Source organism: Streptomyces sp. NPDC047014 (assembly GCF_040644195.1).
Lineage (GTDB): Bacteria > Actinomycetota > Actinomycetes > Streptomycetales > Streptomycetaceae > Streptomyces.
In genome coordinates this window covers 148,212-168,434 of sequence record NZ_JBEYVX010000004.1, presented here as the reverse complement: position 1 = coordinate 168,434, position 20,223 = coordinate 148,212, and the positions used below count along the sequence as shown (strand labels likewise).

Sequence of the window (20,223 nt, the reverse complement as noted above, 5' to 3'; positions counted from 1 at the left end):
CAGGTGACATCGCGTCACTCGGTGCGATTATGCATTTGTCCGGAGCCGTTGCCCGACAAACACGGCACAGCCGCCGGAGGGTCAGTCCCCCTCGCGGCGTTCCCGGGTCTCCAGCAGCCGCCGCAGCGAGTACAGCCGCGCCGGATCCGCGTGGCCGCTCTCCACCCAGGCGTCGAGCGCGCAGTCCTGCTCGTCGTGGCTGCACGCCCGCGGGCATTCCTCCGTACCCGGCACCAGGTCCGGGAAGGCCAGGATCACCCGGGACGGGTCCACGTGGTGCAGGCCGAAGGAGCGCACGCCCGGGGTGTCGATGACCCAGCCGTCCCCGCTCGGCAGCGGCAGCGCCAGCGCCGAGGTGGTGGTGTGCCGGCCGCGGCCGGTGACCGCGTTGACATGGCCGGTGGCGCGCTGGCGGCCCTCGGCGACCAGCGAGTTCACCAGGGTGGTCTTGCCGACACCGGAGTGCCCGACGAAGGCGGTGATCCGCCCGGTCAGCCGCTCGCGGACCCGCTCGGCGGCGTCGCCCGCGGCCAGCTCCTCGCGGTTGGTCACCACGTAGTTCAGGCCCAGCGTGGCGTAGATCTCCAGGATCTTGTCCGCGGAGGTCAGGTCCGACTTGGTGAGCACCAGCAGCGGCTCCAGCCCGGCGTCGTACGCCGCGACCAGGCAGCGGTCGATCATCCGGGGCCGGGGCTCCGGATCGGCCAGGGCCGTGACGATGGCCAGCTGGTCGGCGTTGGCGACGACCACCCGCTCGTACGGATCGTCGTCGTCGGCGGTGCGCCGCAGGACGGACTTGCGCTCCTCGATCCGCACGATGCGGGCCAGGGTGTCCTTCTTGCCGGACAGGTCACCGACGATCCACACCCGGTCGCCCACCACCGCCGCCTTGCGGCCCAGTTCCCTGGACTTCATGGCGGTGACGGTGCGGCCGTCGACCAGGCAGGTCAGCCGGCCGCGGTCCACGGTGAGGACGAAGCCCTCGGAGGCGTCCTCGTGCTTGGGCCGGATGCTGGTCCGCGGCCGGTTGCCCTTGGGGTTCGGGCGCTGGCGGATGTCGTCCTCGTCGGTGTGCTTGCCGTACCTGCGCATGACGGGCCCTACGCTCCCGCACCCGCTCCGGAGCCCGGCCGTCCGGCCAGCATGTCCGTCCACATCTTCGGGAAGTCCGGCAGGGTCTTCGCCGTCGTCGCCACGTTCTCGATCTGTACGCCCTCCACGGCCAGCCCGATCACCGCGCCCGCGGTGGCCATGCGGTGGTCGTCGTACGTGTGGAACACCCCGCCGTGCATCCGGCGCGGGCGGATGCGCAGGCCGTCCTCGGTCTCGGTGACGTCGCCGCCGAGCGCGTTGATCTCCTTGGTCAGCGCGGCGAGCCGGTCGGTCTCGTGCAGGCGCAGGTGGGCGACACCGCGCAGCACCGACTCGGAGTCGGCCAGCGCGGCCACCGCGGCGATGCCCGGGGTCAGCTCGCCGACCTCGCTGAGGTCCACGTCGATGCCGTGGATCTTGCCGGTGCCGGTGAAGACCAGGCCCGCGTCGGTCAGTTCGCAGGAGCCGCCCATCTCGGTGAAGATCCGGCGCAGCGCGTCCCCGGGCTGCGTGGTGCGGTGCGGCCAGTCCGGGACGGTGACCGTGCCGCCGGTGATCAGCGCGGCGGCCAGGAAGGGCTGGGCGTTGGACAGGTCCGGCTCCACCACCATGTCGCGGCCGAGCAGGGCGCCGGGGGCGACCCGCCAGACGTCCTTCTCGCCGCCCGCCTCCGGGGTGTCGACCTGGGCGCCCGCGGCGCGCAGCATCTCCACGGTCATCCGGATGTGCGGCATGGACGGCAGGCTGGTGCCCACGTGCCGGACCTCGACGCCCTGGTTGAAGCGGGGGGCGGAAAGCAGCAGCGCGGAGACGAACTGCGAGGAGTTGCTGGCGTCGATCTCGACCGTGCCGCCCTCCAGGGCGCCGCCGCCCTGGACGGTCATCGGCAGGGCGCCGCGGCCGTCGTCGTCGATGCGGGCCCCGAGGGTGCGCAGGGCGGTGATGACCTGGCCGAGGGGGCGCTCGTAGGACCGCGGGTCGCCGTCGAAGCGGATGTCGCCGTCGGCGAGGGTGGCGACGGGCGGCAGGAAGCGCATGACCGTGCCCGCGTTGCCGACGTCCACGGTGGTCGGGCCGTGCAGGGCCGCCGGGATGACCCGCCACGCCTCGCCGCTCGCGCCCGCCCCGGCGGAGCTGGAGGAGACCGTCTCCTCGATGCCCACGCCCATCGAGCGCAGCGCGTCGGACATCAGCTGGGAGTCGCGCGAGCGCAGCGGGCGGCGCACCCAGCCGGGCTCGGAGGCGAGCGCGGCGAGCACCAGGGCGCGGTTGGTGACCGATTTGGACCCCGGCACCGTGACGGTGGCGTGGACGGTCCCCTCGGCGAGCGGAGCGGGCCAGAGGGCAGGGAGCGCGGGGGTCTCGGTCATGGCCCCCACTTTAGTGGCTTCCTCCGTACCCAGATCTTGATCGCCGTCCCGTCCCGGGGGGTGGACGGTCAGAGGCCGAGCAGCCAGCGGCCGCCGCCGAGCAGCGAGCACAGGGCGACGACGTGGAAGAAGAGCAGCCACACCACCGGGTGCAGGTGGGTGAGCCGGCCCAGCTGGTCGGCGTCCGAGTCGGGCGCCCCGCCGCCCCTGCGCTTCGCGCCCAGCTCGAACACCGGCCGTACGCCGCCGAGCAGCAGGAACCACACCACGAGGTACGCGAAGCCCGCCTGCACCTCGGCGGGGGTCAGCCAGGACACCAGCAGGAAGGCCCCGCCGGTCAGCACCACCGTCAGCGCCCCGTACGCGTTGCGGATCATCACCAGCATGACCAGCAGCAGGGCGGTGGCCGCCCACAGCAGCAGGGTGATGCGGTGCGCGGACAGCAGGGCCGCCCCGCCGAGGCCGAGCAGCGAGGGCGCCGTGTAGCCGCCGGCGGCCGTGAGGATCATGCCCAGGCCGGTGGGCCGGCCCCGGCTGACGGTGACCCCGCTGGTGTCGGAGTGCAGCCGTATCCCGCTCAGGCGCCGGCCGGTCAGCAGCGCCAGCAGTCCGTGCCCGCCCTCGTGCGCGATGGTGATGGCGTTGCGGGACAGCCGCCACAGCGGGCGGGGCCCCACCGCCACCAGCGCGACCAGACCGGTGGCGATCACCAGCCACCGGTCGGGCGGGGTCTGTATGCCCGTGAGCCGGTCCCAGAGGCCGGCGGTCGTGCTGCTGTCCATGGGGTGGCGGACTCCTTGCGGTGGTGTACGGGTGACATGGCAGTGTGGCAGCCATGTGCGGACGGTATGCAGCGAGTCGTGGGGCCGAGGAGCTGGTGGAGGCTTTCGGCATCGAACGGTGGGAGCCCGAGGAGGCGTTGGCCCCGGACTGGAACGTGGCGCCGACCAAGGACGTCCATGTCGTCCTCGACCGCCCCCTCAAGGACGCCTCGCACGCGCGTCCGGTTCGCCAGCTGCGCGTCCTGAAATGGGGCCTGGTCCCCTCCTGGGCGCAGAACCCCGACGGCGCCGCCCGGATGATCAACGCCCGGTCCGAGACCCTGCACGAGAAGCCCTCCTTCCGCCGCGCCTTCGCCCAGCGCCGCTGCCTCGTCCCCGCCGACGGCTACTACGAGTGGGTCACCGCCCACGACGAACGCGAGCTGGAGGTGGAGGGCAGGAAGAAGCGGGCCCGCAAGCAGCCCTACTTCGTGCTCCCCACCGACGGCGCCCCCTTCGCCATGGCCGGCATATACGAGTTCTGGCGCGACCGGACCCTGCCCGTCGAGCACCCGCTCGCCTGGCGGGTCACCTGCTCGGTGATCACCACCGAGGCCGAGACCACCCCCCTGGGGGTGGCCCCCGCCGAGGGGCCGCGCTCGCTCTCCGACATCCACCCGCGGATGCCGCTGATGCTCACCCCCGACCGCTGGGACGCCTGGCTGGACCCCGCCGACACCGACACCGAGGGCTCCCTCCGCGAGCTGCTGGCGCCCCCGCCGGGCGGGCTGATGCGGGCCTACCCGGTCTCCACCGCCGTCAGCAGCGTCCGCAACAACGGCCCGGAACTGCTCACGGAACTCGCCGCGCCGGAGGAGCAGACCCTCTTCTAGGCCGTCCCCTCCGGGCGCCCCGGGCAGGATGGGGGCCATGACCACCACCCGAACCGAGAGCGTCGACACCCCGGCGGGCGAGGCCCGCATCCTCTGGCACCCCGCCCGCCGGGCCCGGCTGGTGCTCGCCGTGAGCCACGGGGCCGGCGGCGGGGTCGAGGCCCGCGACCTCCAGGCCCTGGCCGCCGCCCTGCCCGCCCGCGGGATCACCGTGGCCCTGGTCGAACAGCCCTGGCGGGTCGCCGGGAAGAAGGTCGCCGCCGCCCCCAAGGTGCTCGACGAGGGCTGGCGCGGGCTCTGGCCCGCGCTCGCGGCGCCCGGACCGCCGGTGGTCGCCGGCGGGCGCAGCGCCGGGGCCCGCGTGGCCTGCCGGACCTCCGCCGGCCTCGGCGCCGCCGGGGTGCTGGCGCTGGCCTTCCCGCTGCACCCGCCGGGCCGCCCCGAGAAGTCCCGCGCCGCCGAGCTCACCGGCTCGGGCCTGCCCACCCTGGTGGTCCAGGGCGGCCGGGACCCCTTCGGGCGGCCGGAGGAGTTCCCGCAGCCGGCCGCGGAGCACCCGTACGAGCTGGTGGAGGTGGCGCACGGCGATCACGGCTTCGCGGTGCCGAAGAAGGCGGACACCACCCAGGAGGAGGCCCTGCGGACGATCACCGACGCTGTGGCGGACTGGCTCGCGCGGCTGCCCGGCTGACGGCCGCCCGACCGCCCCGACGGCCCAGGGCCCGGCACCGAAATCCCTTCCCCCGCCCGGGAATGCGCCGCCCGGCCCCTCTGTTGTCTCGGATGTCGGTACGTACGGGAACGTCGGAGGAGAGGGAGCGCATGACCCAGGTCATCAGCCAGAACCGTTCGCAGGCCGCTGACCTGGACTGGACGGTGCTGCCCGCCCCCAGGCGCGGCTCACTCCGAGCGGCGGGGGGCCGGGAAGGTCGACTATTCTCCGATTCGAGCGGATCCGCTTTCGGAGCCGCCACGCAGTCGGAGGAGGTGGGTCCTGTCGCTGGGACCGACGAAGGCCACGCGGAGGAGACGACCCTGGAGCGCAACGCGCGCTTCGAACGGGACGCCCTCGGCTACCTCGACCAGATGTACTCGGCCGCGCTGCGCATGACGCGCAACCCGGCCGACGCCGAGGACCTGGTCCAGGAGACGTACGCGAAGGCGTACGCGTCCTTCCACCAGTTCCGCGAGGGCACCAACCTCAAGGCGTGGCTCTACCGCATCCTGACCAACACGTTCATCAACTCCTACCGCAAGAAGCAGCGCGAGCCCCAGCGCAGCGCGGCGGAGGAGATCGAGGACTGGCAGCTGGCCCGCGCCGAGTCGCACATGTCGACGGGTCTGCGCTCCGCCGAGTCGCAGGCGCTCGACCACCTGCCCGACTCGGACGTGAAGGAGGCCCTGCAGGCCATCCCGGAGGAGTTCCGCATCGCGGTCTATCTTGCGGACGTAGAGGGCTTTGCGTACAAGGAGATCGCGGACATCATGGGTACACCCATCGGAACGGTCATGTCACGACTGCACCGTGGCCGCCGCCAGCTCCGCGGAATGCTGGAGGACTACGCCCGCGAGCGCGGGCTGGTTCCCGCGGGCGCGGGAGAGACGGACGACCGGAAAGGCTCGGGCTCATGAGTTGCGGAGAGCCGCACGAGACAGAGTGCTCTGAGGTCCTGGACCACCTGTACGAGTTCCTCGACCATGAGATGCCCGACAGCGACTGCACGAAGTTCGAGACCCACTTCGGCGAGTGCAATCCCTGTCTGGAGAAGTACGGCCTGGAGCAGGCCGTGAAGAAGCTGGTCAAGCGCTGCTGCGGCTCGGACGACGTGCCGGCCGACCTGCGGTCGAAGGTGATGGGCCGGATCGAGCTGATCCGTTCGGGCCAGGCCGTGCCCGACCACGACGTCACCGCCGACAACCCCGCCCCCGGCTGATCGCGCACCTGTTCGGCCGCGTTCCCGACCGCCGCCCCCGGAAGAGCCGTTCGTTCACCCGAATGTGCTAATCCGGGGGCGTCCGCATGCCGGAATGCCACGATGTGGCCCACCCCGGCCGGGGGCCCCACCTATTCTCCCGAGACGGTGCCGGTCCGACGCGGCGTCAGGCTTCGCACGGCCCAGGGGAGGAGAGCGCCATGCGGGAACCACCGCCGGCGGCCCGCGGCCACGTCCTGTGCGCCGTCCTCGCGGCCGCCGCCTGCACCGCCCCCGCCCTGACGGATCCCGCCACGCCCTGGGTGGCCGTGGCCCTGCTCGCCGTGCTCCACCTCGGCTGCGAACTCGTCCGGATCTGCCCGCTGCCCGGCACCCGGGTCCCCGAGGGCCTGGGCTCCTTCTTCCCCGTGGTGCTCGCCGCCGTCTTCCTGCTGCCGCCGGCCGCCGCCGCGCTCGTCGCGCTGCCCGGCGGCTTCGCGGGCGCCGCCGAGCGGCCGGCCGCCGGGGTGCGCCGGGTGTGGCACGGCGCGCAGCAGGCGCTGGCCGCCTGGGCCGCCGCCCTGGTGTTCGGCCTGCTGCACGGGCCGGCCGCCCTCGGCGGAGGCCCCGCCGCCCGCGCCGGAAGCGGCCCGGACCTGGCCGACTTCCCGTACGTGCTGCTGCCCGCCATGGCCGCCGCCGGGGCCTTCTGCCTGGTGATCACCCTGCTCGACGGGGGCGTCCTGGCCGCGGTGGAGGGCCGGCCCCTCACCTCCGCCTGGCGGGTCCCGCTCGGCCGGTCCCTCGCCCCGCACTGCGTCCACGGGCTGGCCGGGCTGATGATGGCCGTCATGTGGCGCAGCCCGTACGGACTCCCGGCCGCGCTGCTCGTCCTGCTGCCGATGTACGTCTCCTGCTGGGTCTTCGCCCAGTACCACCGCGAGCGCGCCGCCCACCGGGCCACCATCCGCGCCCTCGTCCAGGCCGTCGACATCAAGGACCGCTACACGCGCGGGCACAGCGAGCGCGTCGGCCAGGCGTCCACCATGATCGCCCGCGAACTGGGCATGGCGGAGGACCGGCTGGAAGTGGTCCGCATCGCCGGGATCCTGCACGACGTCGGCAAACTGGGCGTCCCCACCCGGCTGCTGCGCAAGAACGGCCCGCTCACCCCGCAGGAGCGCCGCACCATCGAACTGCACCCCGAGTACGGGCACGAGATGGTGCGCGGCATCGGCTTCCTCGGGGAGGCCCGGTCCGCGATCCTGCACCACCACGAACGGGTCGACGGCTCGGGCTACCCCTACGGGCTGAGCGGGGAGCAGATCCCGGTGCTGGCCCGGGTGGTGGCGGTGGCCGACGCCTTCGACGCGATGACCTCGACCCGCTCCTACAGCCGGGCCCGCCCGGTGCCGGCCGCGCTGGGCGAGCTGGAGCGCTGCGCGGGCTCCCATTTCGACCCGGCCATGGTGCGGGCCCTCACCGAGGCCATCGGGCGGCACGGCTGGCATCCGGTGGTCACCTCCGACGAGGACCTCCAGGTGATCGCCGACCCGGCCGCCGCGCCCCCGGCTCCTGCGGCCCCTGCGGCCCCGGCCCCCGCCGCCCCGGCGGCAGGCGCGGGCGGGGCCGCGCCGGGGCCCGCCGCCCCGCCGCCGCGCAGCCCCGGGCCCCCGGGGGCGCTGCCCGGGCCCGCCGCCCGCCGCGAGGGGGCCGCCGCGGACGAGCCCGGCGCCCGGGGGCCGCGGTGAGGGGGGCCGTCGCCCGGGGCGTGCGCGCCGCCGCCGTGCTGCTCGCGCTCGCCGCGCTCGCGCACACCCTGTGGCACGGGCTCGCGGAGTCCGGCACCGCCCTCGCCTTCGGCGCCCTGATCGCCCTGGGGGAGCTCGCCCGCCGGGATCCGGGCGGGCTCGCCGGGCCGCAGCCCGCCCCGCTCGGCGCCGCCGGGGCCCTCGCCTACGCCCTGCTCGGCCAGAACGCGGGCCTCCCCACCCGGCACGGCGTGCTCCAGACCCTCGCCGTCGTGGTCGCCGCCGCGCTGGCCGGGATCGTCCCGCACGTGGCGCGCGGCCGGGGGCCCGCCGCCGACCACCTGGCGCGGCGGGTGCTCACCGTGGCCTTCGCCGCCGTCTGCTTCCAGCCGCTGCACGCGGCGGGCGGGGCCGTGGGGCAGGGCCCGGGGCTCGCGCTCTTCCTGGTCCTCCTGCTGGGCCTGACCGCCCTGTGCGACGCCGTGCTCGCCGCCGCGCTGGCCGGGGGCCGCACGGGGCGCCCGTACGGCCACCTGCTGCGCGACGAGCTGCGCGCCCGGCTCGGCATCGGCTCCGCGATCGGCGCCACCGGGGTGGTGATGGCGCTGGGCGTGGCCGTCGCGGGGCTGTGGGCGGTCCCCGTGCTCAGTGTGCCGCTGCTGCTGACGCAGCTGTCCTTCCACCGGATCACCGCGATCCGCACCACCTACCGCCAGACCATCACCTCCCTGGCCCGCGCCACCGAGATCGCCGGATACACCCCACCCGGCCACTCCCGCCGGGTCGCCGCCCTCAGCTGCGCGGTCGGCCGGGAGCTGGGCCTGTCGCAGCGGGAGCTCACGGTGCTGGAGTACGCGGCCCTGATGCACGACATCGGCCAGCTCTCCCTGGTCGACCCGGTGCCGGACGGGGCCACGGCCGGGCTGCCCGCCGCCGAGGCCCGCCGGATCGCCGGGCTGGGCGGGGAGGTGGCCCGGCAGACCGGGGTGCCCGCCGAGGTCGCGGAGGTGGTGGAGCGGCAGGCCGATCCGTACCGGGAGCAGCCCGTCCCCGCCCGGATCGTGCGCGCGGTGAACGCGTACGAGGACCTGGCGGCCCGGCTCGCCGGCGCCGGCCGTCACCCGGGCGGCTCACTGGAGGCCCTGGAACAGCTCCGGCTGGGCACCGGGCGGGATTACCAGCCGGAGGTCGTGGAGTGCCTCGCGAGGGTTCTGGCCAGGGGGGAACGGGCCCGAGTCGTACCCGTCCCACCGGGGTAACCCATGGGTAATGAGCGGCCGTCCGAGCGGGCATGGTTGGATGCCAGTAAGAGTGTCCGCAAGGCTGCACCGTAAGTGTCCCGGCTTCCGCCGGGAGGGTGCCCCCAGGCAGGCGGGAATCGTGAGGATCTTCGGGAAGGTACGGCACAGGCCCTCCGCCTCGTGGCGGCAGGCCACCGACCGCGCGTTCACGCTGATCGGCGACGGTCGGTACGAGGACGCGGGAGCGCTCCTGACCAGAGCGGCGGACCTGGAGCCCTGGCTGTCCGAGTCCTGGTTCAATCTGGCGCTCCTGCACAAGTTCCGGCACGACTGGGAACAGGCGCGGGCCGCCGGCCTGCGCGCCGTGGCCCTGCTGGACCGGGAGACGGGCGCCCCGGACTGGTGGAACGTCGGCATCGCCGCCACCGCGCTCCAGGACTGGCCGCTGGCCCGGCGGGCCTGGCAGGCGTACGGGCTCAAGGTGCCCGGCGACCCGCACGGCGGCGGGAACGGCGAACCGGTCGGCATGGAGCTCGGCAGCGCCGCCGTGCGGCTCTCGCCCGAGGGCGAGGCCGAGGTGGTGTGGGGCCGCAGGCTGGACCCGGCGCGGCTGGAGGTCCTGTCGATCCCGCTGCCCTCCTCGGGGCGGCGCTGGGGCGAGGTCGTGCTGCACGACGGGGTCCCGCACGGCGAGCGGGTGACCGCGGCCGGGCCCTCGTACCCGGTGTTCGACGAGATCGAGCTGTGGGCGCCGTCGCCGGTGCCGACCTGGGTGGTGCTGCTGGAGGCGGCCACGGAGGCGGACCGGGACGCGCTGGAGCAGCTGGCCTCGGACGCGGGCTTCGCCGCCGAGGACTGGTCCTCGTCGGTGCGGCTGCTGTGCCGGACCTGCTCGGAGAGCGAGATGCCGAGCGACGAGGGCGACGGCGAGCACCTGGACCCGCACGACCACAGCGAGCCGGGGCACCCCGGGCCGCTGGGGCACCGTACCGCCGGGTCCGGTTCCCTGTGGGTGCCGGAGCGCGAATGCGGTATCGCGGCCCCGGCCGGGCTGGTGCGCGGGCTGCTCGACGGCTGGGTCGCGGACAGTCCGGGCACCCGCGAGTGGCGGGATCTCGAAGAAGTCTGCTGAGCCGGGGCCGTAGGCTGTACGGGCACATCGGTGACGGGCAGCATTTACGGAAGGCGTACGGCGGAGACATGGCGCAGCAGGAGAACGAGGTCGTCGAGAGCGTGAACGACGGGTACGTCGTGGACACCGAGGACTGTGAGGCGCGCGAGCTCGCCCACCGGGAGCGCGGTACCGCCCGCCCCATCACGGTGGTCGGCAACCCGGTCCTGCACCGCGAGTGCAAGGACGTCACCGAGTTCGGCGACGAGCTGGCGCGGCTGATCGACGACATGTTCGCCAGCCAGAAGGCCGCCGAGGGCGTGGGCCTGGCCGCGAACCAGATCGGTGTGGACGCCAAGGTCTTCGTCTACGACTGCCCGGACGACGAGGGCGTCCGCCACACCGGTGTCGTGGTCAACCCGAAGCTCGTCGAGCTGCCGGCGGCCGCGCGGGTGCTGGACGACTCCAACGAGGGCTGCCTGTCGGTGCCGACGGCCTACGCCGCGCTGGCCCGCCCGGACTACGCCGAGGTCACCGGGCAGGACGCCCAGGGCAACCCGGTCAAGGTCCGCGGCACCGGCTACTTCGCCCGCTGCCTCCAGCACGAGACGGACCACCTGTACGGCTACCTGTACATCGACCGGCTCTCCAAGCGCGACCGCAAGGACGCGCTGCGACAGATGTCCGAGGGCACCCCGCGCTACGAGACGGTCCCGAACGCCTGACCGTCCCCGCGCGGCCCCGTACCGCGTACGCCCGAAGGCCCCGCCCCGGATCCGGAGCGGGGCCTTTCGGTGTGTCAGGCGGCCAGCCGGGGGCCGCGGAAGGTGCGGCGGAAGGCGTTCGGGGTGGTGCCCAGGGTGCGCAGGAAGTGGTGGCGCAGGGCGGCCGCGTTGCCGAAGCCGCAGCGGCCGGCGATCGCGTCGACCGTCTCGTCGGTGGTCTCCAGCAGCTCCTGGGCGAGCAGGACGCGCTGGCGCAGCACCCACTTGTACGGGGTGGTGCCGGTCTCCTGGAGGAAGCGGCGGGCGAAGGTCCGCGGGGACATGTGTGCGCGCTCGGCCAGCTGCTCGACGGTGATCTCCTCCTCCAGGTGGCGGCCCATCCAGGCGATCACCTCGCCCACGGTGTCGCAGGCGGTGCGGGGCAGCGGCCGCTGGATGAACTGGGCCTGGCCGCCGTCCCGGTGCGGCGGGACGACCATCCGGCGCGCGATGATGTTGGCCGTCTCGGCGCCGTGCTCCTGGCGGATCACGTGCAGGCAGGCGTCGATGCCGGAGGCGGTGCCCGCGGCGGTGATCACCGGGCCCTCGTCCACGTACAGCACGTCCGGGTCGACCACCGCGCGCGGGAAGCGGCGGGCCAGGGCGGCGGAGTGCATCCAGTGCGTGGTGCACCGGCGGCCGTCCAGCAGCCCGGCGGCGCCGGCGACGTAGGCCCCGCTGCACACGCTGAGCACCCGCGCGCCGCGGTCCACGGCCCGGCGCAGGGCGGCGAGCAGGGGCTCGGGGTAGATGCGCCGGCCGGCGTCGTCGGCGGCGGGCAGGCAGATCAGGTCGGCCTCCTCCAGGCGCTCGATTCCGTGCGCGGGGGTGATGGCGAAGGCGCCCCCTCCCACGGTCAGCGGTCCCTCCTCGGCCGCGCACACGGCGAAGTCGTAGACCGGAAGTCCCATGTCACTGCGATCGATTCCGAACACCTCGCAGAAGATCCCCAGCTCGAAGGGGGCGACTCCGTCGACGAGGGCCACGGCCACGTTTTTCAGCATGGACACAGTGTGGCAGTAATTCTGTCTTCTGTGGCAGTACTGCCACTGTCGATCATGGGCGATCAGGCGGACAGTAGAGACATGACCACCTTCGTGAACTACCTCGTCGTCCTCTCCTTCGCCGCCCTCCTCATCGGGCCCGCGCTGTACCTCAACCGGCGCGACCGCCGCTCCGACCGCCAGATGCGCGCCGTCGCCACCCGCCTCGTATGGCTGCCCCGCCAGCGCTCGGGCGGCCTGCCGCCCACCCCGCGCCGCCGCGGCGGCTGGCACCTGGGCCCCGTCATCCACTGACCGCGCTCGCGCACGAGGGGCCGGGAACGCGAGAAGCCGGGACACGGATGATCATCCATCCGCATCCCGGCTCCCCGGAACGATCCCGCGAGGCCCCGGAAGGTCCTAGAAGTCCTCGTCCAGGTCCACCGTGCCCTCGACCGCCACCTGGTAGGCCGACGGGCGCCGCTCGAAGAAGTTCGTCAGCTCCTGCACACCCTGGAGCTCCATGAACGAGAACGGGTTCTGCGAGCCGTACACCGCCGGGAACCCGAGCCGGACCAGACGCTGGTCCGCGACGCACTCCAGGTACTCGCGCATCGACTCGGTGTTCATGCCCGGCAGGCCGTCACCGCACAGGTCCCGGCCGAACTGCAGCTCCGCCTCCACGGCCTCCTTGAGCATGTCGGTGACCTGCTGCTGGAGCGCGTCGTCGAAGAGCTCCGGCTCCTCCTTGCGGACGGTGTCCACGACCTCGAACGCGAAGTTCATGTGCATGGTCTCGTCACGGAACACCCAGTTGGTGCCGGTGGCCAGGCCGTGCAGCAGGCCGCGGCTGCGGAACCAGTACACGTAGGCGAAGGCGCCGTAGAAGAACAGGCCCTCGATGCACGCCGCGAAGCAGATCAGGTTCAGCAGGAAGCGGCGGCGGTCGGCGGCCGTCTCCAGGCGCTCGATCTTCTCGACCGAGTCCATCCACTTGAAGCAGAACTGCGCCTTCTCGCGGATGGAGGGGATCTCCTCGACCGCGTCGAAGGCGGCCGCGCGGTCGTCCGGGTCGGGCAGGTAGGTGTCGAGCAGCGTCAGATAGAACTGGACGTGCACGGCCTCCTCGAACAGCTGGCGCGACAGGTACAGGCGCGCCTCCGGGGAGTTGATGTGCTTGTAGAGCGTCAGCACCAGGTTGTTGGAGACGATCGAGTCGCCCGTGGCGAAGAACGCCACCAGCCGGCCGATCATGTGCTGCTCGGAGGGCGTCAGCTTCGCGAGGTCCGCGACGTCCGAGTGGAGGTCGACCTCCTCGACGGTCCAGGTGTTCTTGATCGCGTCCCGGTAGCGCTCGTAGAAGTCCGGGTAGCGCATCGGGCGCAGCGTGAGCTCGAAGCCCGGGTCCAGGAGGTTCTTGTGGTCGGTGGAGCTCATTACTGGCATGCCTCGCAGGACTCGGGGTTCTCAAGGGAGCAGGCGAGCGCGTCCGCGTCGACGGCCTGGGGCAGTGCGACGGGGGCGGCGGCCTGGGCGGCGCGGGCGATCTTCGTCGCCGGGCGCGAGCGCAGGTAGTAGGTGGTCTTCAGCCCCTGCTTCCAGGCGTACGCGTACATCGAGCTGAGCTTGCCGATGGTGGGCGTCTCCAGGAACAGGTTCAGCGACTGCGACTGGTCCAGGAACGGCGTACGGGCCGCCGCCATGTCGATCAGACCGCGCTGCGGGATCTCCCACGCCGTGCGGTACAGCTCGCGCACCTCGGCCGGGATCCAGCCGAAGCCCTGGACGGAGCCGGAGGCGTCGCGCAGCGCCTCGCGGGTCTGGGCGTCCCACACGCCGAGCTGCTTGAGCTCCTCGACCAGGTAGCCGTTCACCTGGAGGAACTCGCCCGACAGGGTCTCGCGCTTGAAGAGGTTGGAGACCTGCGGCTCGATGCACTCGTACACGCCGGCGATCGAGGCGATCGTGGCGGTCGGGGCGATCGCGAGCAGCAGGGAGTTGCGCATACCGGTCGCGGCGACGCGGGCGCGCAGCGCGGCCCAGCGCTCCGGCCAGTTCAGCTCCACGTCGTAGTGGTCCGGGTGCAGCACGCCGCGGGCGGTGCGGGTCTGCTCCCAGGCGGGGAGCGGGCCGCTGCGCTCGGCGAGGTCGCAGGACGCCTCGTACGCGGCGAGCATGATGCGCTCGGAGAGCTTGGTGGACAGGGCCTTCGCCTCGGGGGAGTCGAAGGGCAGCTTGAGCTTGAAGAACACGTCCTGGAGGCCCATGGCGCCCAGGCCGACCGGACGCCAGCGGGCGTTGGAGCGGCCCGCCTGCTCGGTCGGGTAGAAGTTGATGTCCACCACGCGGTCGAGGAAGGTGACGGCGGTGCGGACGGTCTCGTCCAGCCGCTCCCAGTCGATCTCACCGGTCTCGGTGAGGACGAAGGCGCCCAGGTTGACCGAACCGAGGTTGCAGACGGCCGTCTCGCCGTCGTTGGTGACCTCGATGATCTCGGTGCAGAGGTTGGAGGAGTGGACGACGGTGCCCGGCTCGGCGGTCTGGTTCGCCGTGCGGTTGGAGGCGTCCTTGAAGGTCATCCAGCCCTGGCCGGTCTGCGCGAGGGTGCGCATCATCCGGCCGTACAGCTCGCGGGCGGGCATGGTCTTGCGGGCCAGGCCGTCCGCCTCGGCCTTGCGGTAGGCGGCGTCGAAGTCGTCGCCCCACAGGTCGACCAGCCCGGGCACGTCCGCCGGGGAGAACAGCGACCAGTCGGCGTCGGCGTTCACGCGGCGCATGAACTCGTCCGGCACCCAGTGGGCGAGGTTCAGGTTGTGCGTACGGCGCTGGTCCTCACCGGTGTTGTCGCGGAGCTCCAGGAACTCCTCGATGTCCGCGTGCCAGGTCTCCAGGTAGACGGCGGCGGCGCCCTTGCGGCGGCCGCCCTGGTTCACGGCGGCGACGGAGGCGTCGAGGGTCTTGAGGAACGGCACGATGCCGTTGGAGTGGCCGTTGGTGCCGCGGATCAGCGAACCGCGGGCGCGGATGCGGGAGTACGACAGGCCGATGCCGCCGGCGTGCTTCGAGAGGCGGGCGACCTGGTGGTAGCGGTCGTAGATCGAGTCGAGCTCGTCCAGCGGGGAGTCCAGCAGGTAGCAGGAGGACATCTGCGGGTGCCGGGTGCCGGAGTTGAAGAGGGTGGGGGAGGAGGGCAGGTAGTCCAGGCGGCTCATCAGCCGGTAGAGCGAGGCCACTTCCTCGACGGCCTGCACGCTCTCGTCCGCGGCCAGACCGCAGGCCACGCGCAGCATGAAGTGCTGCGGGGTCTCGATGACCTGGCGGGTGATCGGGTGGCGCAGCAGGTAGCGGCTGTGCAGGGTGCGCAGGCCGAAGAAGCCGAAGCGGTCGTCGGCGCCCTCGGCGAGGGTGTGCTCGACCAGCGCGTCGAGGCGGGCCGCGTGGGCGGCGACGAACTCGGCGGTGCGGTCGGCGATCAGGCCCTCGCGGTGGCCGACGGCGACGGAGGCGGAGAAGGAGGTCGAGCCCTGGCTCGCGGCCTCGTCGCGGACGGCCAGCGTCAGCAGGCGGGCGGCGAGCTTGGAGTAGGCGGGGTCCTCGGAGATCAGCCCGGCGGCGGCCTCGGTGGCGAGCCCGCGCAGTTCGGCCTCGTCGGCGGCGGCGCTGCGGCCGCGCAGGGCGGCGGCGGCGACCCGGCCGGGGTCGGTGTCGGGGAGGTCCGCCGTCAGTTCGGTGAGGGTACGCAGCAGCGTGGCCCCCGGGCCCTCGGTGTTGTCGCCAGAAATGGACTCGGCGCGCGGTGCGGAAGGCGCGATGGTCACGGCGGGAGCTCTCCCTCGCTCGGCCCGGTCATCGGCGGGGCGGGGCGCGGGTGGGCGCACGCGGGCGCGACGCGAACGCGTACCCCCGCATGGCGTCCACCGGCCCAACCGCGAGGCCCGGACGTGTCGGCACCCGGTTCGGTCGAGCCGGGCACGCTGTCGGCAGGTCATCGGACTTGGTGTCCGGATGTCGGACACTTCATACCGTTGCGGGACAGTTCCGGATTCCCACCGGATTCCCCTGCGGCGACAGCAGGCATGAGCATACATGTGGGGGCGGCCCGTTGCCGCAACCCCCACATGTAGTGTCGGCGTGGCTACAGCTTGAGCCGATACGTGAGGAGTGTCAGGCCCTCGATGGGCGCCCAGTCCCGCTCCGGCGTGCGCTGGAAGCCCAGGCGCGCGTAGATCCGGTGGGCCCCGCCCATGCTGCGCTGGGTGGAGAGCGCGATGCCGGTGACCCCGGGCAGGGCCCGCGCCCGCTGGATGCACGCCCGTACGAGCGCCTCCCCGGCCCCTCTGCCCCGCGCGGCGTGATCCACCGCGAGCATCCGGAACTCGGCCTCGTCCGGCCCGGCTATGTCCGCGAGCGGGCTCCCGGGTGCGGCGAAGGTCACTCCGCCGAGCAGCAGCCCGTCCTGCTCGGCGACCAGCACCTCACCCACCGCGGCCCGCCCGGCCACGTCCCGCAGCACGCCCAGATAGGCGTCGTCCTCGTTGAAGTCCAGATGCCCGTCGTCGAGATAGGCCCGCGCCGTGATCTCCCCGAGCCCCACGTAGTCCCCGGGCACTGCCCGCCTGATCACCATGTCCATGCGCCCGAGTGTGCCGCACGCCGGGCGGCGGGCACCGCTGTCGTCTGTGGCGGGCACCGTCGAGGAGGGTGCGCCCGTACGAGGGCTGGGTGCGCTGAATATGCGGAGGGGCCCCGGCGCGGGTTGCGGCGGGGCCCCTCGGGTGGGTCAGCAGCAGTGGAAGCCCTTGCGGGGGTCTGCCTCGCGGGCGTCCGTGCGGGCGTGTTCGAAGGCGCGGCGGGTGAGGACCGGCGCCTGCGGGTCGTGGGAGCGCGCGTGGGCCACGTAGCGGTCGTAGGCGGCCTCGCCGGAGAACTCCCGTACCCAGTACCGCGCCCGGGCCAGCGCGCTCCGTACGGAGCTCACGCCACCGGCTCCTTGACCTGGCCGCCCCCGGAGTCGCGGCCGGCCGCCGCGAGCTGTTCGCGCTCCTCGGCGGTCGCGATGAGCCCGGCCGGCGCGACGATCCTCGACTCGGTCCACGGGACCTCGGAGAGGGTGGCCGACCCCGGATCCCGGACGGCCTTCCAGCAGGTCCGGGCCGCGTCCGCGAGGACCACCAGGATCAGGATCGCGAACAGCGCGCACAGCACCCCGTCCACCGTGGCGTTGGTGACCACGGTGTGCATGTCGTCCATGTTCTTCGCCGGCGGCAGCACCTTGTCGGCGTCGATGCCCGCCTGGTACTTGTCGCGCTGGGCGAAGAAGCCGACCTTCACGTCCTCCGAGAAGATCTTCTGGTAGCTCGCGGTCAGCGTCACCGTGGCGTCCCAGACCAGCGGGACACCCGTCACCCAGGCCCACTTGAGCCGCCCGGACTTCACCAGCAGCGTGGTGCAGACGGCCAGCGCGACCGCCGCGAGCAGCTGGTTGGCGATGCCGAAGAGCGGGAAGAGCTGGTTGATGCCGCCCAGCGGGTCCTTGATGCCGACCCACAGGAAGTAGCCCCAGCCGCCGACCACGATCGCGCTCGCGAACCACACCCCGGGCTTCCAGCTGACGTCCTTGAAGGACTTGTGGACGTTGCCGAGGCTGTCCTGGAGCATGAACCGGCCCACGCGGGTGCCCGCGTCGAGCGTGGTGAGGATGAACAGCGCCTCGAACATGATCGCGAAGTGGTACCAGAACGCCTTCATGCCCGCCCCGCCGAGCACGGCGGAGAAGATCTCGGACATCCCGAGTGCGAAGGTCGGCGCGCCGCCCGTACGGGACAGCAGGCTGGCCTCCTCGACGTCCTTCGCGGCCTGCGCGAGCGCTTCGGGGGAGATCGCGAAGCCGAAGTTCGTCACCGCCTGGGAGGCGGATTCCACGGTGGTGCCGATGACGCCGCCGGGGGAGTTGACCGCGAAGAACAGGCCCGGCTCGATGATGCAGGCCGCGATGATCGCCATCACGGCGACGAAGGACTCGGTCAGCATGGCGCCGTAGCCGATCATGCGGACCTGGGTCTCCTTCTGGATCATCTTCGGGGTGGTGCCCGAGGAGACCAGGGCGTGGAAGCCCGAGAGCGCGCCGCACGCGATGGTGATGAAGACGAAGGGGAACATCGACCCGGCGAAGACCGGCCCGTCGCCGCGGGCGGCGAACTCCGTGACCGAGGGCATCTTGAGCGTGGGCATCGCGATGACCACCCCGAGGGCGAGCAGCGCGATGGTGCCGATCTTCATGAAGGTGGACAGGTAGTCGCGCGGGGCGAGCAGCATCCACACCGGCAGCACCGACGCCAGGAAGCCGTACACCACCATCCAGATGACCAGCGTCTCCTTCTCCAGGGTGAAGGTCCCGGCGAAGGAGGACTCGGCCACCCAGCCGCCCGCGACGATGGCGAGCAGCAGCAGCGCGACGCCGATGAAGGAGACCTCGGTGACCCGGCCCGGCCGCAGCACGCGCAGGTAGAAGCCCATGAAGACGGCGATCGGGATGGTCATGCCGATGGAGAACACGCCCCAGGGGGAGTGCGCCAGGGCGTTGACGATGACCAGCGCCAGCACCGCCAGCAGGATGATCATGATGGCGAACACGGCGACGAGGGCGGCGGCTCCGCCCACGGGGCCGATCTCGTCCCGGGCCATCTGGCCGAGGGAGCGCCCGTCGCGGCGGGTGGAGAAGAACAGGGTGACCATGTCCTGCACCGCGCCGGCGAAGATCACGCCCGCGACGATCCAGATCGTCCCCGGCAGGTAGCCCATCTGCGCGGCGAGCACGGGACCGACGAGCGGCCCGGCGCCGGCGACGGCGGCGAAGTGGTGGCCGAAGAGCACCCGGCGGTCGGTGGGATGGAAGTCGACACCGTTGTCGAGGCGTTCGGCGGGGGTGGCCCGGGTGGCGTCCACCTTGAGCACGCGGTGGGCGATGAAGCGGGCGTAGAAGCGGTAGGCGATGGCGTACGAGCCCAGCGCGGCGGCGAGCAGCCAGGCGGCGGAGATCTCCTCACCGCGGGAGAGCGCGAGCACGCCCCAGCCGATGGCGCCGACGAGGCCGACGAGCACCCACACGGCGACGGACTTCGGGGAGAGCGAGCCCGGTGTGGCGGCCGGACTCGCCGTGTCCCGTTCTGTCCCTGTTGCTTCCGGTTCAGGCATGACCTCGTCCCCTCGTCGATCATCTGCGTAAGCAGGCGGAATCTACGGGGGAATGCCTGGTGAACGTAAGCCCCCGTCCGCATTCCGGTCGAGGGATTCCGGTACGCGGCGCGGGGGACGGCTCAGACGGCGGGGCGCTTGAGCCGGGCGACGAACTTGTAGCGGTCGCCGCGGTACACCGAGCGCACCCACTCCACGGGCTCGCCGTCGGCGTCCAGGGAGTGCCGGGAGAGCATCAGCATGGGCAGGCCGACATCGGTGCCGAGCAGCCCGGCCTCGCGCGGGGTGGCGAGGGAGGTCTCGATGGTCTCCTCGGCCTCGGCGAGGTGGACGTCGTACACCTCGGCCAGGGCGGTGTAGAGGGAGGTGTACTTGGCGAGCGAACGCCGCAGCGCGGGGAAGCGCTTGGCGGACAGGTGGGTGGTCTCGATGGCCATCGGCTCGCCGCTGGCCAGGCGCAGCCGCTCGATGCGCAGGACCCGTCCGCCGGTGTTGATCTTGAGCAGTCCGGCCAGGGTGTCGTCGGCCGTCACGTAGCCGATGTCGAGGAGCTGGGAGGTCGGCTCCAGTCCCTGGGCGCGCATGTCCTCGGTGTACGAGGTGAGTTGCAGGGCCTGGGAGACCTTGGGCTTGGCGACGAAGGTGCCCTTGCCCTGGATCCGCTCCAGCCGCCCCTCCACCACCAGTTCCTGGAGGGCCTGCCGGACGGTGGTCCGCGAGGTGTCGAACTCGGCCGCGAGGGTGCGCTCCGGCGGTACCGGCGTCCCGGGGGGCATGGTTTCGGTCATGTCGAGCAAGTGCCGCTTGAGTCGGTAGTACTTGGGAACACGCGCCGTCCGGGTGACTGCCCCGCCCTCCGGCTCCGTGAGCGTGCCTTCGGTGGCCATCGCCGCCCGCCTTCCCGACTCCAGTTTCGCTGCCGTCACCGGCTCCTCCGATATGTGCGGTCACATGGTGACACGAGTGGGGGTACTGGCCTTCTCTCTCCCCAGGTGTCGGTCCGATAACGGACCGGGCACCCGCTCATTAGACCCTTGACACCCCTATAGGTCTAGGCCAAGCTCCAGCTACTGGTCTACACCAATATGGATCAGATCCCAGCCCCACGGCAGTACTTCGCGTATGTCACCGCGGCGGGCAAGGGAAGTGC

General features: G+C 72.6%; 19 protein-coding genes and 1 riboswitch. Of the genes, 9 read left to right on the top strand and 10 right to left on the bottom strand.

The genetic code is table 11. The features are described 5' to 3' along the window. Positions 1-81: 81 nt before the first annotated feature. The 3 genes from rsgA to ABZ873_RS04280 form a co-directional block, all read right to left on the bottom strand. On the bottom strand, positions 82-1,092 hold the full coding sequence (gene rsgA / locus ABZ873_RS04290; protein WP_360864876.1) for a ribosome small subunit-dependent GTPase A: 1,011 nt from the start codon (positions 1,090-1,092) through the stop codon (positions 82-84). Positions 1,093-1,100: 8 nt separating this feature from the next. Then, a complete protein-coding gene (gene aroA, locus ABZ873_RS04285; RefSeq protein WP_360864872.1) occupies positions 1,101-2,462 on the bottom strand; it encodes a 3-phosphoshikimate 1-carboxyvinyltransferase in 1,362 nt (453 codons plus the stop codon). A gap of 68 nt (positions 2,463-2,530) precedes the next feature. Then, complete coding sequence (locus ABZ873_RS04280) at positions 2,531-3,244, bottom strand: M50 family metallopeptidase (RefSeq protein WP_360864869.1); 714 nt, start codon at positions 3,242-3,244, stop codon at positions 2,531-2,533. A gap of 53 nt (positions 3,245-3,297) precedes the next feature. Here ABZ873_RS04280 and ABZ873_RS04275 point away from each other — a divergent pair, with 53 nt between their 5' ends. From ABZ873_RS04275 to def, 8 genes are all read left to right on the top strand, one after another. Then, the gene (locus ABZ873_RS04275; protein ID WP_360864866.1) at positions 3,298-4,116 is read left to right on the top strand and encodes an SOS response-associated peptidase; all 819 of its coding nucleotides are present in this window, start codon (positions 3,298-3,300) and stop codon (positions 4,114-4,116) included. Positions 4,117-4,153: 37 nt separating this feature from the next. Beyond that, a complete protein-coding gene (locus tag ABZ873_RS04270; RefSeq protein ID WP_360864863.1) occupies positions 4,154-4,807 on the top strand; it encodes an alpha/beta family hydrolase in 654 nt (217 codons plus the stop codon). A gap of 296 nt (positions 4,808-5,103) precedes the next feature. Then, positions 5,104-5,748, top strand: coding sequence for a sigma-70 family RNA polymerase sigma factor (locus ABZ873_RS04265; RefSeq protein ID WP_360864860.1), 645 nt, complete (start codon positions 5,104-5,106; stop codon positions 5,746-5,748). Beyond that, entirely contained in the window at positions 5,745-6,050 is a 306-nt protein-coding gene (rsrA, locus tag ABZ873_RS04260; RefSeq protein ID WP_360864857.1) for a mycothiol system anti-sigma-R factor, read from the top strand. Before ABZ873_RS04265 ends, rsrA begins: the two co-directional genes overlap by 4 nt. A gap of 200 nt (positions 6,051-6,250) precedes the next feature. Further along, on the top strand, positions 6,251-7,780 hold the full coding sequence (locus ABZ873_RS04255) for an HD-GYP domain-containing protein (RefSeq protein WP_360864854.1): 1,530 nt from the start codon (positions 6,251-6,253) through the stop codon (positions 7,778-7,780). Beyond that, positions 7,777-9,039 carry an HD domain-containing protein gene (locus ABZ873_RS04250; RefSeq protein ID WP_360864851.1) on the top strand — a complete coding sequence of 421 codons (1,263 nt, stop codon included), beginning with the start codon at positions 7,777-7,779 and terminating at the stop codon, positions 9,037-9,039. The genes ABZ873_RS04255 and ABZ873_RS04250 overlap by 4 nt, the downstream gene beginning before the upstream one ends. Before the next feature lie 121 nt (positions 9,040-9,160). Further along, positions 9,161-10,153, top strand: a complete 993-nt coding sequence (locus tag ABZ873_RS04245) for a hypothetical protein (RefSeq protein WP_360864849.1) — start codon at positions 9,161-9,163, stop codon at positions 10,151-10,153. A 68-nt stretch (positions 10,154-10,221) separates the two neighbouring features. Continuing rightward, entirely contained in the window at positions 10,222-10,857 is a 636-nt protein-coding gene (def, locus tag ABZ873_RS04240) for a peptide deformylase (protein WP_360864846.1), read from the top strand. A gap of 74 nt (positions 10,858-10,931) precedes the next feature. Here def and ABZ873_RS04235 read toward each other — a convergent pair whose 3' ends face one another. Then, a complete protein-coding gene (locus ABZ873_RS04235; RefSeq protein ID WP_360864843.1) occupies positions 10,932-11,900 on the bottom strand; it encodes a helix-turn-helix domain-containing protein in 969 nt (322 codons plus the stop codon). 81 nt (positions 11,901-11,981) lie between these two features. Here ABZ873_RS04235 and ABZ873_RS04230 point away from each other — a divergent pair, with 81 nt between their 5' ends. Then, complete coding sequence (locus ABZ873_RS04230) at positions 11,982-12,194, top strand: hypothetical protein (RefSeq protein ID WP_360864841.1); 213 nt, start codon at positions 11,982-11,984, stop codon at positions 12,192-12,194. 105 nt (positions 12,195-12,299) lie between these two features. Here the strand turns inward: ABZ873_RS04230 and ABZ873_RS04225 are convergent, their stop codons facing one another. From ABZ873_RS04225 to ABZ873_RS04200, 6 genes are all read right to left on the bottom strand, one after another. Next, positions 12,300-13,316 carry a ribonucleotide-diphosphate reductase subunit beta gene (locus ABZ873_RS04225; RefSeq protein WP_360864839.1) on the bottom strand — a complete coding sequence of 339 codons (1,017 nt, stop codon included), beginning with the start codon at positions 13,314-13,316 and terminating at the stop codon, positions 12,300-12,302. Next, positions 13,316-15,697 carry a ribonucleoside-diphosphate reductase subunit alpha gene (locus tag ABZ873_RS04220; RefSeq protein ID WP_360864836.1) on the bottom strand — a complete coding sequence of 794 codons (2,382 nt, stop codon included), beginning with the start codon at positions 15,695-15,697 and terminating at the stop codon, positions 13,316-13,318. Before ABZ873_RS04220 ends, ABZ873_RS04225 begins: the two co-directional genes overlap by 1 nt. Before the next feature lie 143 nt (positions 15,698-15,840). Next, a riboswitch (cobalamin riboswitch) is annotated at positions 15,841-15,970 on the bottom strand. A 44-nt stretch (positions 15,971-16,014) separates the two neighbouring features. Then, positions 16,015-16,512 (bottom strand): GNAT family N-acetyltransferase, encoded by a 498-nt coding sequence (locus ABZ873_RS04215; protein ID WP_360864833.1) that lies wholly within the window; start codon positions 16,510-16,512, stop codon positions 16,015-16,017. A 147-nt stretch (positions 16,513-16,659) separates the two neighbouring features. Beyond that, positions 16,660-16,857, bottom strand: a complete 198-nt coding sequence (locus ABZ873_RS04210) for a YbdD/YjiX family protein (RefSeq protein WP_360864830.1) — start codon at positions 16,855-16,857, stop codon at positions 16,660-16,662. Beyond that, positions 16,854-19,073, bottom strand: coding sequence for a carbon starvation CstA family protein (locus ABZ873_RS04205; RefSeq protein ID WP_360864827.1), 2,220 nt, complete (start codon positions 19,071-19,073; stop codon positions 16,854-16,856). The genes ABZ873_RS04210 and ABZ873_RS04205 overlap by 4 nt, the downstream gene beginning before the upstream one ends. Positions 19,074-19,195: 122 nt before the next feature. Then, positions 19,196-19,960 (bottom strand): GntR family transcriptional regulator, encoded by a 765-nt coding sequence (locus ABZ873_RS04200; protein WP_360864825.1) that lies wholly within the window; start codon positions 19,958-19,960, stop codon positions 19,196-19,198. Between the last annotated feature and the right edge of the window lie 263 nt (positions 19,961-20,223).